The sequence below is a fragment of the Shewanella sp. genome, from assembly GCF_051658185.1.
Taxonomy (GTDB): Bacteria; Pseudomonadota; Gammaproteobacteria; order Enterobacterales; family Shewanellaceae; genus Shewanella.
Genome location: NZ_JBOFMC010000139.1, coordinates 1 through 11,979, shown reverse-complemented (window position 1 = coordinate 11,979; position 11,979 = coordinate 1). Strand labels below are relative to the sequence as shown.

The following is an 11,979-nucleotide window of genomic DNA, read 5'->3' as shown; positions in this document are numbered from 1 at the left end:
TCGCGTCGATGGACTCGGTAGAGTTTTGTAAAACGCCGGACGTTCCTCATAAGGTGATGACACAATTTTCAATCGGTACGGCATTTGTTCAGTTAGTTGAGCCTATCGAGGCCGCCAGCGTCACGGATAGCGCGCCTGTTTATGCGGATATTCGCGAATGGTTCAGGTGTATTGTGTAGCTTATTAAGCGCTTGATATGTGCTTGATAACCGCTAATTAAGCGCTTAAAAACGGCTAGTTAAGCGCTTTTAAAGTGCTTGCTAAAATCCATCCTGCAAGGGTATATTATCAACAGTGGTGAAAACGTACATAGATAAGGCGGTTAGGATGGACACAAAAAACTATCAAATGCGCGAAACTGGCGATATGACCAAGGAAGCAAAAGCGCTGTTTGTCAGGCTTTGGAAGGCTGAGTTAGCGGCCTCAACGCAAAAATTGAAAGCGGAAAATGATCTTGGTGTAGCTGAATGGAGCGCGAAGCCTATCAAGGCATTAAAGACCAAAGTTAAAAATTTAAAAGCCAAGTGCAACGAGATCAGTAAAGAAATTGAAGGTCATGTATTAAGCGGCCTTTTCCCTGCTGATGCCGACATGATTTGCGCTGAAAGGCTGGGTGATATGCGCGGTTATGTGGCGGATTGCTATCACGATCTATGTGAAGATTGTCGCTTTGTTATCAAGTGTGAGGGGGAGTGAGCCATGAGCGCTGAAAAACGGATTCAGTTAAGAGGTGTGTGCTGTGTTTGTGGTCGCTTGCACGCACTTAAGAAAGACGGTGAAACGTTGGTTAACCATGGCTATACCGTGGAATGGGGTTATTTCGATGGCACTTGTGGCGGCGCTAACAATGTCCACTACGGCCATAGCGCCGCCCCTGCGTTCCTCGCGGATTACATTGAAGGACTGCGCCGCTTCCGCGAAAGCCTGCCGACTCGCATTGAGTCAGTCGAGGCGACCTTAAAAAATAAAAATGAGGCATATCAACAGATGAAAGCTGATCCGTCTTTCTCTTATGTTGACGGTAGCCAAATGCGCCTTGAAATAGCTAACTTAAGAGTGAGATTCGCGAACCTTTGGGAGCTTTATCATGTGGGCATTCAGTCAATGATAGTGGTTGCTGAGAAGGCTATTGCGGATTGGAAAGCGGTCGCGCCTGTAGCGGTGGATCTGGACGTTGAAGCGCGTGAAGTGCGCGAAGCCAAGGCGCAAGCAAAGGCGGTCAAGGATGCGGAGCGTAAAGCTAAGGCGCTGGCACAGGCAGAGCGCAAGGCTAAGGCGCTGAATAATTCCAACTCGAAGGCGGCCAAGCTTGAGGCGGCTTTAAAAGAACAGGTGCATTGCGCGCTGCTTTACCAAGGCGCGACGGTTAAGAGCTGGATTCAAGCTTTTGCTGGGGAGCGTGACGCGCTTTCTGTGTATGCGACGGTCAGAGCGGATCACTGGTTAAGCCTTGGGGAGCCAAGAGAGGAACTGATCTACAACGTCAATGACTACGCGCTCGAAGTGAGGCGCGATAAAGACGGCAAGGCTGGCATGTGCATTTATCAAGTGTGCGTTATGCCTACGCTGGCCGCCTACAGAAGAATGTTTCAATAACCAACCAGCGCCCCATATCGGGGCGCATTATTTGAGCCAAAGGGGGTTTTATGGACACAACACAAGCTGAGTTAAGAGCATTTTTCGAGTGGTGCGAGGAAAGCTTGCTCTGGTTTCACGTTGAACCATGCGGAAGTTATGAGGATTACTATATTGGCAAAGGCGGCGTGCATATAGGCGATAAGGACATAGAAACAGAGTTCTTTCGTGTAAATGATTCAGGCGAAAGCGCGGAGGCTTTGCGAATGTTTGCCATATCTTCACAGATGCTAAAGCCAAAAGCCGATCTTCTCAGTAAGACGCAAGCCGAGCTAAAGGAATTGTTCGAGTGGTGCGCCGCTAACTTGCTCCTGTTTTGCGTTGAGCAATTTGGTGATTCCGAGCATTACAATATTCATGATGTGTATATCGGTGGGTGGGATAGTGGCGAACGCAAATACTATCTAATCGACTCGAAAGACTGCGCCGCCGCTTTGCGGATGTTTAAATAAACCAACCAACCAGCGCCCCATATCGGGCGCATCATTTGAGCCAAAGGGGGCTTTTATGGACACAACACAAGCTGAGTTAAGCGAATTTTTCGGGTGGTGCGAGTCGAACTTGCGTCAGTTTTATGTCGAGAACTGCGACGAATCGGATCACTACTATTTGGGTGATGTGCATATCGGCGGCTGGGCAGGTGATACGCGCCAATTTTATCTGATCCACTCAAACGAGTGCGCTGCGGCTTTGCGCATGATGAATGCTGCGTGTGAGGCGCTATGAATAAGCAAGCCAAGGTGCGGATAAGAAGCCTAATTGATAAAACAGGCTATGCCATTTCAGACTATGCGACCGCCTTAACCTTGGCGGTCAGCAACAAGGAACTGATTGAAAATAAGCTTGTAGCGCTGGACTTGGCAGCGCACAAGGCCGCCTGTAGCAATGCGGCGTTAATCGGGCTGTTTGCGTGCGCCTTGACCTTTAAGCAGCGCGGTAAAACGTTACTGATGGATGAAAGCGAACTAACCACGTTGGGCGGTGCGGTTATCAGCAATAAAAATAGAATCGCCGCCCTGTCGCTACAGCTAAGCGTCGCGGATGTTGATGTGTTAAGCGGTATTCATGATGCCGCTTGCGCCGCTGTGAAGGCGTTCCGCACTCATACCTATGTTTTCAGAAACAAGGATGCTTCTGCTGGCGCTTACGATGTGCTTAGCATGGCAAATAAACTATTTGAATTAAGTGAACTGGTTGATCAGCTCACTCGGAGGGATTGAACATGGATATTCGCAAAGAGGTAAATCGGGTGTTTGGCTACGGCTTGCAGATTTACAACGCTGATATAAAAGAGGCGGTTATCTGGCATACGGTGGGCGGCTGCTTAAACCATTTTCCTGACATCATTGTCACGGATTGCGTGGATGTGAAAGCGCGCCATTTGATTTGGGAGCTGCATGAGCTTTGGATGGATGAGGGTTATTCCATTGGCGAAATGACGTTGGGAGAAACGCTTAACGGGACGCCTATTCGCGTTAACGTGGTCGAACTGGCTGAGGATTCGGCAAAGCATTTGTGCTCACAGGCTGAGAGTGTTTATAGCTTTGGTGATGACTTTTATCGCGACAGGCAACCGTGTTCCTATGTGCAACTGATTTGGTCTGATGCGCATGGCCGCCTTCCCCATGAAAGCGGCTATTGCATGATTAACAATCCTCAAAACCTAGTGGAGCGCGCCGAATGAGCGCCCTAGCGTTTGAGGTGGAGCAAGCTTTGCTTTTGGGCGCGTTCAATCCTCAAAGCCTTGTCAGGGTCGAAGTCGATAACCTCGATCCTGACACGTTCGAGTATGTCAGCGATAGCGTGGTAGAGCGGGGCTGCTATCGCAACGCTATCGTGATTGGGGAAATGATAGGCGCTGATGCGGTGGTATTTGGCGCGGCGTACTCTGAATGCTTTGGGCTGGCAATTGAGCACGCTTGGATAAAGCTCGTTGATGGTTCCTATTGTGATCCGACGTACCAAAGCCTTGAAGGTGGGATAGGTGGCTTTGAATATTACAAGCTTATTGAGATCCCCATAGATGAGTATGTGGCAGAGTCATTGCGCATATTCGGCGGCACTAAGCCCCGAATAATTAATATGCACGATCTCAGGATTAACATTAAATATCGTCGGATGTTTCAATTCGACATGTTGAAAAAGCTAACTGAATTAAGGGCGAAAAATGAAAGTATTGCGTAGTAATGGTGTCGAGGATCGGGTGGTACTGCGAAACGTGGACACTGTAGGCAAGATAGATGCGGCTAGAGTCATTAAGATCCGCCAAAAGCTTGATATAAGCCAAGGGGTGTTAGCTAAGCTGCTTAATAGCAATGTGGCGCGCATTCGCGCTTGGGAGCATGGGCGCGTTCCGACGATTAATCATGCTGATGCAATGCTGTTGTGCTACCTCGAAAAGCATGGTTTTCAGGCGTATATTGAAACGTTTGGATTGAAGGCGAGGACTTAGCATGGCTGGGAGTCGAAGCTTGCCACCGCGCACGCCTAAAGAGGTTAGGCGCTTGCTGCAAATGATTGATGAGGTTAATCCCATCATTGCGCTAATGCTTGAGTTTTCGGCGTTATCTGGCCTGCGTTATAGCGACGTTGGGCAGATAAAAAAACGTGATGTGATGATTAACGGGGTTATCCGCGATCAGTTTGAGCTAGTTCAGCAAAAGCCGTATCACATACGCCTAGCCAATGGAGCCAAGCAAACGGCGGCCAAGGAAGCCAGCAAGATCACCGTTTACCTTACCGAACAATGCAAGGCTGTTATTGAGGACGTGATGAACCTAGAGCCGCGCGGCGTGCTGCTATTTGAGTCGTCAAAGGTTGCAGGCAAGCCATACACAATCCAATACATAAACCGAGTGTTAAAGGCGGTGGCCGTGAAACAGCGCCTTACCTACCCGTTATCAAGTCATAGCTTTAGAAAGTCCTACGCGTTGATGCTGGTGAACAATGGCGCGGCCATTCACCAAGTACGGGACGCGCTGGGGCACAGCTCGATAGCGATAACGGATAAATACCTGTCAGGCTTTGTCGATGAAAGCCAAAAGCTCGCCGCGAAAATCAAGTTTTAAAATTAATCAAACCTAGCTCAAAAAATCTGCTAATACTGTAATTCTAACCAGTGCTAACCGTGGAATTGTTAGCACTGTTGTTATATCCTTGTCCGAACAATAGAAGCTTAAGGGCGACGGATGAACGAGAGAACAGGCAAACTATTGAAGGTGGGGAATAGCTCGGCATTGGTAATAAGAGCCAATGAGCTGTTTGCGCTAGGCGTTAAGCAAGGCGATACGGTAAAAATTACATACGTTAAAGGCCGATTGGTTATCGAAAAAATCAAAGAGGCTTAACGGATGACACACCAGCTAAGTGAAAGTGAATTTGTTGTAACCGATTATCTCAAGGAAACACCAAGCGGATATAAGGTCTGTCATTTTCTAGGCGTCTATGACGGCATCATTGCCGATGACCTGCCTCTAATGCAATCGCTGTTACTCAGTCGCATTAAAGCGTTTAACTTAGCCATGACCTCCGGTCATTATAAAAAAGCCGTTGAAATAGTCACACCAGCACGGCGCATAAAACTAATCGTTGATTTAGTGTCTGAGGGCATGATCAGCTTACAGCAAGCGTGGGCGTTAGCGCGCCAAGCGTGGCTATTCCAGCCTAACATCTACCAAGAGCGCGTACACTGGGAGCTGTTCTTCAATATCGCCAAACTTTGCACGCATGAGTTTATGTGTGACCAAGAGCGCGAACACCTCCACCAGCTACCGGAAGAAGTCGATATTTTCAGGGGCTACGATCAGCGCTATGGCCGCGCTGGGTTAAGCTGGACGCTTAGCAAGGTTGTTGCGTCGGATCATTCCAAGCGCTACGGCAATCGCATCATTGCCCATTCAAAAATAAGAAAGGCCGACATAGTGGCCTATTTGAACGTCAAATCAGAGTACGAGATAGTCATACCCTCAATGAGCGTCGTTGAGAATTTCAGAGCAATCAACGTGATTAATCAGCGCAAATATAGCCGCTGGCAAGGCTTGGGGCACAAAAACCCGATTTTTTAACGGGCGTAAAAAAGCCGCTAACTGTGATTAGCGGCTCGTTTAACCAAGAAAAGGGTCTTGGATTTTTGCTCACCCCCAACCAAAGGTTTGAGCGCCTCGAATGATAGAGCCATGGCGCGTTAATTGCAACTTTGACGCTGCTTAGCGCTTTTCTGTAAAACCCCCTCTTTTAAAATCCGAACAACGCTTAGGTGTTAGCCTTGTGGCATTTCAATAATGCTGGTGGGGCGCAAATGTCAGATATTCGTGTAATTGCGGTAACGCTCAATGCGAAGCGGGAACCGCTAATGATCATGGGGACATTCACCACAACCGCGCTGCATATCGCCTCGGTTACGGCTTTGCCAATTCATGCGGTCGCTTTGCAGGCTGAACTAGAAAGCATTCGCCAGAAGGCCGAAAAATACGGCGCGCATTTGGTCATTGAAGATCCAACGGGGCTGTTTGGTGCTGTCGGAACCTGCATACGCTTAGACGATAAGAGCGAAAAAAACCGCCCCGTTGTCGTTGAGGCAATGGAACGCTACACCTCGTTAAGCGCTATGGGCGGCATTACCTACCCTGCTGGCACAGAATCGCAGTTCGCGATTACTGGCTCACTCTATAACGTTATTCAAAATGACTCTGGCCGTGTGGCCTATCAAATCGACTGGGACAAGCTCAAAGACGGTAGCCGTGTATTGCTGTTATCTATCTATGCGGCCATGTGTCAAACGCCTTACCACCAAGGCTATTTAGCGCGCTTCTTTAATGCGCTAACCACGGGAGCAAGTACCAAGCGCAATCCATTTGAAGGCTTGGAGGCAGGCACCGCGCCGAAAGAGTCAAATAACACCGAATCTAAAAGGTATATCCTGTGAAGTTAGCGCGTATATCTGACATGAATATCGAGGACGATATTATCAGAGCGTTGCTGTATCGCGACATTCTGACCTACGTCGCAACCAGAAGTCCTAAGCATATTGAGTATGAGATCAAGGCTGATGAGCTTTATCGTCCCGATCTGGTGGCTTACCGTGTTTATGGCAACCTTGAAGCGCGTTGGATAGCCATGCTTATCTGTGGCGTAGAAGATGACGAATATCCCCTACCCGTTGCCACAACGCTAACCTTTCCCGATCTGGTTTATGTGCGAGAGCGCATAAGACACTATGCCGCTGGTGGAGGGCTGTAATTGGTTAAGCCATTCAAGCCCACCAAAAATGAGCAAGGCGTTTATGAGACTAAAGCGCTAAGTGAAACGCAGTTCCTAAAAGTTCACGCCAAGATAGCCAAGGAGCAGAACGAGAACAGGCGCAAAGCTAAGCGCACGCTCACGCCGCACGCGCTTAACCGTCGCTCAACTCAGGACTTAGTAAGGCTTGGCAAAAAGGCCAATGGTGAGCAATTCACGGCCGCCGATTTAAAGCGCTTTGATCAGCTCAACAAGAAATATAAAAAACGCCGTGGCAATCGTGTTGGCATTAACTATCGAGAGCTGATCGCTCGAAGCCGTGCCATCGACATTAAGCGCGCAAACAACCAAGTTACGGACGGCTCCGGTATTGTCAGTGCGCGGCCGTCACAGATTAAAAACGGCAATATCATGTTGTTCCGTGTGGTGGCCTCAAGCCGCTCTAAGCACGATGAGCACAGAGTAAAGTTCCGGCTTGAAAACTGGCATGACTGCATGAGAGCGGCAGGCGCGACGAAGGAAGGCTACAAGAAAGCCGTTAAAGCAGCGTGCGCGGGTGAAGTGTCCTTTGATTGCTCTTGTGGCCGTCACCAGTATTGGTATCGCTATATTGCGACGCTGGGGAATTACCAGCTATCCCCACCTAAAGAAATGGCCTTCCCCAAAATCCGAAATCCAGAGCTAACGGGCGTATCGTGTAAGCATGTGATCAAGGTATTTACCATGCTGCAAAGTCCGACTTGGCAAGCCAAGTTAGCGCATCAAATGGAGATACAGGCTAAGGCCGTCGGATTTAACGATGATTACAGAGCCACTGCCACTTATACCGATAGCGATCGGGAGCTGCTTAAACGCAATCGCAAGCTGACCGTTAATCAGGAAAAGGCGCGCGCTGAGTACCAAAAATACCTTAAACGCACGTCTGCCCTTGCTAAGAAGCTACGCGAAAAGCCGGAAGAAAATAAAAAGCTCAGAGAGCAACTATTGCGCGCACGGAAAGCCACCAGCAAAGCGACCGATGAAAACAGGGTGTTAAAGGCTGAAAATGAGCGGCTAGCACGGCAGGCAAAGGACGCGCTAAAGGTGAACCTAAACAGCTTTATTGATGGCGCTGTTTTGATGGGCGCGTCAAGGACTAAGGCTATCGAGGCGTTTTCTAAACAGAAAAATGTCCCTGTAGCGACGTTAAACAAAATCTTAAATGAGTAAGGCCATGCAATTAAAACCCAAGGCTAGCGGTCATACCGCACTTACAGATCAACAGCGTGAGGACTGGCACAGGCTGGTAACGATTCACCCTGATCGCTATGACGTGTTGCTGTACCGTGCAACAGAGCAAGCGGTAAATGCCGACGCTGGGGCGCTGTTTGGTGATATGGACGCGAAGGTTAACGACATTGTTTACCTTGATCCTGAAATTGTGTGCGCTATCGACTCAACAGGCGCTAACGCTGATGATGCGTTTTTTGCGTCGTGGGACGGTGAAAACTCAACGGGCTACGGTGAATCTAACGCTATCCAAGTGCGCCTATCTGTGCCCGATGTGCCGGAGGGTTCGGCCATTGAGTTTAACGCCACCCTTGCTAATGGAGAGCTGCAACCGCAACGCTGGTACGTTATTAAGTCTCAGGCGTATGGGGAGCCAGTGATCGGCTTGCTGCATACCTGCATCCCTTGTGGTGACAGTGACCAGATCCAATTAAGCAAAGATCCTGAATTGTCTATTGCGTCGCTAGCAGACAAATACGACGAACAGGCGCAAGCGGAGTCAGAAAGTGATTGATATTGTCCCGATTAAAAAGCGCGTTGAAACGGGCGAGCTGTTTATCAGCGACCTTGTAGATGCGGATATAGCTTTCGGTAATGCGCTGGTGGCCGTGGTTCACGGATTAAGAGAAGCAAGCACGCATCCCCGCCATGAGCCGTTTGCTAAGTTCACGGCTAAGCCGTCCAATGCCAAGGTATTGGTAAGCACAGAAGTAGAGCCTAAAGCCTTTTTAAACAGGCTGCGCGCCAAGCTGGTTAAGCCGGACTCGGATCGCGAAAATAAAGCCGCCCTGCCTGTGGTCTACTTTCATCGAGTACAGGGCTTGACGATGGGGCTAGCAGGCGATCACAAGGTCATTAAGAGCTATGCCAATATCGTTGATGAAAACGGCCTAGAAGTGGCTGAGGTTGACGAGATCCCCGTAACCGTGACCTATCAAGTGTATATGCTGGCATGGGATCAAGTGTCCCTTAACAAGCTGGCGGCGGGGATATTTTGCGGCTTTGCCACTAAAGGCCGCTCGCATACGTTCACCACCGATTTGCTGGGACTCAAGCTTGATAACCGCCTGATCACGTCCCCCGCTCAAGACTTTGCTAGCGGTGACATTTCCCTACCGTCTACAGAGGATCGGCTGTTGGCCTACGATTTGAGCGTAGAAGTGCAAACACAGCTCTATCAAGCGCGCATCGTGAATACGTCCACGGTGAGCTATGAGATCCAAGAAGGCAAACGCCTATACAGTGAATTGGAGCTGTAGCCATGGCCGATTTGTTTTTGCAGTCAATGAAGATTAAAGATCAGGACGTGGGCACGCACTCAGTATCGAGCATAACGTATATCGAGCGCCTGAATATGACCTGTCCTAAGTTAATGTTAGTGCTGATTGATAGGGACAAAGCTTTTCAGGATGAAATGGAGATTGCCGACGGCGTAGAGATAGAGCTAGCGCTAGGCGATGTGGATGCACGAGGCCAAGCGCTGTTTAAAGATAAATTCGTTATTGGCTCAACGTGGAGCGAAGGCGGCAAGCTGCATATAGAAGCGCTGCAAGCGGATATTTTCAGGATTAAGCAAGCCGAACCCAAGCCGCTATTTTTCAGTGATAAAACGCCTCAACAGATACTCAGTAAGGTGTTTTCAGGCTTAAAGCTTGAAGTAGACCGCTTTGAGCTTAAGCGCACTTATCACGTCAATTCCGGCTCAACTATCGCAAAAATGTTACTGCAAATGTGTACCGATTACGGCGCGGCCATGTGGTTATGTCGTGGCACGCTTTACATGAAAAAGCTCACCCCGAAGATGAAAGGGAAAGAGGGCTATCGGTTCGAGTTTTTGCGCAATAACTCAGATAACCCGCTAATCCAAAGCTATGACAAACACTACGCCAAGACCGCGCAAGTTGACTCGACGATCCGCGCACGGTTCGGGTGGAGCATTACCAAAGGCTTACTAAAAAGCGACGCCACTAACGCGCCGCTAACCTACTGCCCTAACGTGCCGGAGCCGCAACTAAAGCTAGGCAATGTGTTTGTGGCAAATGTGCTCAATTGCACTATGGCGGGGAATGGCGACTTTGAGCCGTTTCAATCGGTAGAGCTTGAGATCCACCGGATGACACAAGAACAATTACTCGATGAGTCGGTAGATAAAGATCAGCTCATAGTCGGCGTTAGGCACTATCAGCAAGGCATGAAATTTATCAGCGTTGTAGAGCTGGGAGGCGTGGAAGATGGACGAAACTAATCATTTGTTGTTGGGCATGTGGCGCTGTGAGATCACCAGCGTAGACCACCCCGACAAACTGCTATTAGCACAGGTGCGCGTGCTGGGGCTGTGGGATACCTTGCCAGCCTCGGATCTGCCGTGGGCTGAGTATTTACTGTCTGTGGGCGCACGCACTAATGACGGTGATTTTAGTCCGGTGCAAGTCGGGGATTTTGTATGGTGCAGTTTTGACCGTGGCGATAGCCGTTACCCGATCATCGTTGGCGCTTGCCACTATGCGCCCCAAGGCGTGCCAAACCTACCCCACGAATCCTTTGCAGGAGATCAAAGCTATGAACATAAACGCACGGACGCGCAGCCAAAGCCAGCGGCCGCGCAATATCACAAAGATAGGGTATCTACTCAGTTTAATTTTATGGTTGAAAGAACCGCCGCTGGTGCGCTTAGGGCGACACACAAACCCACTGGCACAGCTATCGAGATCACTCAAGACGGACAGATAGTGTTGCACAGTGAATTAGACAGTTTCGATAGCACGGAACAAAACAAGCTTATCGAGGCCAAGCTTAAGATCACTGCCACGGCCAAACAGCAAATATTGATTGAATCACAACAGGCCGACGTGAAGATCACGGCCGCCAGCAAATGCACGATAGACGCGCCCAAGATTGCCTTAAATGGTGGTGCGCCTATCGTCACAACCGCGCATATCTGCCATTGGACAGGCTCGCCCCACGGCGACGGCTCTAGTTCCTGTACCGCTGGCAAATAGGCCGTTCATCTTAAGGACATGCCATGTTTAACGAATACCAAAGCAAGCCGATTATCCGCCGCGCATATCAAATTAAAAGCGCCGCTGAGATTGTTCCTACCGCTGTAGAAACGCGCTCGATATTGCGCGTTGAAGGACATAAAGACCTGTGGTTTTGCCATTACGAGCCTGTAGCCGTGAATGATTGGATTGTTTATTTAAATGAAAGTGACGTATATCACTGTACTGATAAGGTTTTCAGGGAGCGAAACATTGTTAATTAAGCGCTTTGATAGTAGTTTATAAGCGCTTAGCAACCACTAACTAAGCGCTTTATAGGGTGTTATCAAGCTCTAAACAAGCGCTTGGCGTCATAACAAGAAAGAGGCTAAATGATAGCAGGCACAGGCTTTAATCATCATCCCGCACAACAAGGCATCTGGTTTGAATACAACGGCTGGCGCTTTAAAGACGTTTATCATATCAAGCTGTATTCCGGCGAAGTCCTGAAATTCATGTATCCAAACGGCAACGGCTGGCATCCCGATATGGGCGCACCTAAAGGCCAACTAGCAGGCCGTGACATTAAAGATAATGATGTAATGGAGGTGATGTTAGTACCTGATGCGGAGATCGAGGCGGTAGGCTCATTTCGTTTTACCGGAGCGCATCGAGTGAAATATAACATCGACCTCTTTGATGATTGCGATATGCCGCCCGTTCCACCAGCGGAAGCGTATAGCGACAAGACAACAACGCTAGCAGGCGCTTAAATGGCCTTAAGCAAAGGCGCTATAGAATCGGGGATCATGGCTGAGCTTGCCGCCCAAGGTATTAAAACAGGTGGCACGCATGGCAA

At 49.1% G+C, this 11,979-nt stretch carries 20 protein-coding genes; all 20 read left to right on the top strand.

The features are described from left to right. Positions 1-294: 294 nt before the first annotated feature. The 20 genes from ACRCZA_RS05790 (at position 295) to ACRCZA_RS05695 (ending at position 11,893) form a co-directional block, all read left to right on the top strand. Positions 295-696, top strand: coding sequence for a hypothetical protein (locus tag ACRCZA_RS05790; RefSeq protein ID WP_438673517.1), 402 nt, complete (start codon positions 295-297; stop codon positions 694-696). A gap of 3 nt (positions 697-699) precedes the next feature. After that, positions 700-1,596 carry a hypothetical protein gene (locus ACRCZA_RS05785; RefSeq protein WP_438673516.1) on the top strand — a complete coding sequence of 299 codons (897 nt, stop codon included), beginning with the start codon at positions 700-702 and terminating at the stop codon, positions 1,594-1,596. 50 nt (positions 1,597-1,646) lie between these two features. Continuing rightward, on the top strand, positions 1,647-2,087 hold the full coding sequence (locus tag ACRCZA_RS05780) for a hypothetical protein (RefSeq protein ID WP_438673515.1): 441 nt from the start codon (positions 1,647-1,649) through the stop codon (positions 2,085-2,087). Positions 2,088-2,142: 55 nt separating this feature from the next. Further along, the gene (locus ACRCZA_RS05775) at positions 2,143-2,361 is read left to right on the top strand and encodes a hypothetical protein (protein WP_438673514.1); all 219 of its coding nucleotides are present in this window, start codon (positions 2,143-2,145) and stop codon (positions 2,359-2,361) included. Further along, complete coding sequence (locus tag ACRCZA_RS05770) at positions 2,358-2,855, top strand: hypothetical protein (RefSeq protein WP_438673513.1); 498 nt, start codon at positions 2,358-2,360, stop codon at positions 2,853-2,855. The genes ACRCZA_RS05775 and ACRCZA_RS05770 overlap by 4 nt, the downstream gene beginning before the upstream one ends. A gap of 2 nt (positions 2,856-2,857) precedes the next feature. After that, positions 2,858-3,319 carry a DUF4262 domain-containing protein gene (locus tag ACRCZA_RS05765; protein WP_438673512.1) on the top strand — a complete coding sequence of 154 codons (462 nt, stop codon included), beginning with the start codon at positions 2,858-2,860 and terminating at the stop codon, positions 3,317-3,319. Beyond that, positions 3,316-3,819 carry a hypothetical protein gene (locus ACRCZA_RS05760; protein ID WP_438673511.1) on the top strand — a complete coding sequence of 168 codons (504 nt, stop codon included), beginning with the start codon at positions 3,316-3,318 and terminating at the stop codon, positions 3,817-3,819. The genes ACRCZA_RS05765 and ACRCZA_RS05760 overlap by 4 nt, the downstream gene beginning before the upstream one ends. Then, positions 3,803-4,087 carry a helix-turn-helix domain-containing protein gene (locus ACRCZA_RS05755; RefSeq protein WP_438673510.1) on the top strand — a complete coding sequence of 95 codons (285 nt, stop codon included), beginning with the start codon at positions 3,803-3,805 and terminating at the stop codon, positions 4,085-4,087. Before ACRCZA_RS05760 ends, ACRCZA_RS05755 begins: the two co-directional genes overlap by 17 nt. Position 4,088: 1 nt before the next feature. Continuing rightward, on the top strand, positions 4,089-4,703 hold the full coding sequence (locus ACRCZA_RS05750; RefSeq protein ID WP_438673509.1) for a tyrosine-type recombinase/integrase: 615 nt from the start codon (positions 4,089-4,091) through the stop codon (positions 4,701-4,703). A 120-nt stretch (positions 4,704-4,823) separates the two neighbouring features. Further along, the gene (locus ACRCZA_RS05745) at positions 4,824-4,982 is read left to right on the top strand and encodes an AbrB/MazE/SpoVT family DNA-binding domain-containing protein (protein WP_438673508.1); all 159 of its coding nucleotides are present in this window, start codon (positions 4,824-4,826) and stop codon (positions 4,980-4,982) included. 3 nt (positions 4,983-4,985) lie between these two features. Further along, positions 4,986-5,699: a hypothetical protein gene (locus ACRCZA_RS05740; protein WP_438673507.1), complete on the top strand. Its 714-nt coding sequence runs from the start codon at positions 4,986-4,988 to the stop codon at positions 5,697-5,699. A gap of 233 nt (positions 5,700-5,932) precedes the next feature. After that, on the top strand, positions 5,933-6,559 hold the full coding sequence (locus ACRCZA_RS05735; RefSeq protein ID WP_438673506.1) for a hypothetical protein: 627 nt from the start codon (positions 5,933-5,935) through the stop codon (positions 6,557-6,559). Then, positions 6,556-6,873, top strand: coding sequence for a hypothetical protein (locus ACRCZA_RS05730; protein WP_438673505.1), 318 nt, complete (start codon positions 6,556-6,558; stop codon positions 6,871-6,873). Before ACRCZA_RS05735 ends, ACRCZA_RS05730 begins: the two co-directional genes overlap by 4 nt. Then, entirely contained in the window at positions 6,874-8,082 is a 1,209-nt protein-coding gene (locus ACRCZA_RS05725) for a hypothetical protein (protein ID WP_438673504.1), read from the top strand. Between the two features lie 4 nt (positions 8,083-8,086). Continuing rightward, a complete protein-coding gene (locus ACRCZA_RS05720) occupies positions 8,087-8,656 on the top strand; it encodes a hypothetical protein (protein ID WP_438673503.1) in 570 nt (189 codons plus the stop codon). After that, a complete protein-coding gene (locus ACRCZA_RS05715) occupies positions 8,649-9,401 on the top strand; it encodes a hypothetical protein (protein WP_438673502.1) in 753 nt (250 codons plus the stop codon). The genes ACRCZA_RS05720 and ACRCZA_RS05715 overlap by 8 nt, the downstream gene beginning before the upstream one ends. Before the next feature lie 2 nt (positions 9,402-9,403). Next, positions 9,404-10,387: a hypothetical protein gene (locus tag ACRCZA_RS05710; RefSeq protein WP_438673501.1), complete on the top strand. Its 984-nt coding sequence runs from the start codon at positions 9,404-9,406 to the stop codon at positions 10,385-10,387. Then, on the top strand, positions 10,374-11,141 hold the full coding sequence (locus tag ACRCZA_RS05705) for a phage baseplate assembly protein V (RefSeq protein WP_438673500.1): 768 nt from the start codon (positions 10,374-10,376) through the stop codon (positions 11,139-11,141). The genes ACRCZA_RS05710 and ACRCZA_RS05705 overlap by 14 nt, the downstream gene beginning before the upstream one ends. Positions 11,142-11,164: 23 nt before the next feature. Beyond that, positions 11,165-11,404 (top strand): hypothetical protein, encoded by a 240-nt coding sequence (locus tag ACRCZA_RS05700; RefSeq protein WP_438673499.1) that lies wholly within the window; start codon positions 11,165-11,167, stop codon positions 11,402-11,404. A 108-nt stretch (positions 11,405-11,512) separates the two neighbouring features. Beyond that, positions 11,513-11,893 (top strand): hypothetical protein, encoded by a 381-nt coding sequence (locus tag ACRCZA_RS05695; protein ID WP_438673498.1) that lies wholly within the window; start codon positions 11,513-11,515, stop codon positions 11,891-11,893. Positions 11,894-11,979: the final 86 nt, after the last annotated feature.

Coding starts and splice junctions, on each gene's coding strand:
- ACRCZA_RS05785 (WP_438673516.1), top strand. CDS start 700: ATGAGCGCTGAAAAACGGATTCAGTTAAGAGGTGTGTGCTGTGTTTGT.
- ACRCZA_RS05780 (WP_438673515.1), top strand. CDS start 1,647: ATGGACACAACACAAGCTGAGTTAAGAGCATTTTTCGAGTGGTGCGAG.
- ACRCZA_RS05775 (WP_438673514.1), top strand. CDS start 2,143: ATGGACACAACACAAGCTGAGTTAAGCGAATTTTTCGGGTGGTGCGAG.
- ACRCZA_RS05770 (WP_438673513.1), top strand. CDS start 2,358: ATGAATAAGCAAGCCAAGGTGCGGATAAGAAGCCTAATTGATAAAACA.
- ACRCZA_RS05765 (WP_438673512.1), top strand. CDS start 2,858: ATGGATATTCGCAAAGAGGTAAATCGGGTGTTTGGCTACGGCTTGCAG.
- ACRCZA_RS05760 (WP_438673511.1), top strand. CDS start 3,316: ATGAGCGCCCTAGCGTTTGAGGTGGAGCAAGCTTTGCTTTTGGGCGCG.
- ACRCZA_RS05755 (WP_438673510.1), top strand. CDS start 3,803: ATGAAAGTATTGCGTAGTAATGGTGTCGAGGATCGGGTGGTACTGCGA.
- ACRCZA_RS05750 (WP_438673509.1), top strand. CDS start 4,089: ATGGCTGGGAGTCGAAGCTTGCCACCGCGCACGCCTAAAGAGGTTAGG.
- ACRCZA_RS05745 (WP_438673508.1), top strand. CDS start 4,824: ATGAACGAGAGAACAGGCAAACTATTGAAGGTGGGGAATAGCTCGGCA.
- ACRCZA_RS05740 (WP_438673507.1), top strand. CDS start 4,986: ATGACACACCAGCTAAGTGAAAGTGAATTTGTTGTAACCGATTATCTC.
- ACRCZA_RS05735 (WP_438673506.1), top strand. CDS start 5,933: ATGTCAGATATTCGTGTAATTGCGGTAACGCTCAATGCGAAGCGGGAA.
- ACRCZA_RS05720 (WP_438673503.1), top strand. CDS start 8,087: ATGCAATTAAAACCCAAGGCTAGCGGTCATACCGCACTTACAGATCAA.
- ACRCZA_RS05710 (WP_438673501.1), top strand. CDS start 9,404: ATGGCCGATTTGTTTTTGCAGTCAATGAAGATTAAAGATCAGGACGTG.
- ACRCZA_RS05705 (WP_438673500.1), top strand. CDS start 10,374: ATGGACGAAACTAATCATTTGTTGTTGGGCATGTGGCGCTGTGAGATC.
- ACRCZA_RS05700 (WP_438673499.1), top strand. CDS start 11,165: ATGTTTAACGAATACCAAAGCAAGCCGATTATCCGCCGCGCATATCAA.
- ACRCZA_RS05695 (WP_438673498.1), top strand. CDS start 11,513: ATGATAGCAGGCACAGGCTTTAATCATCATCCCGCACAACAAGGCATC.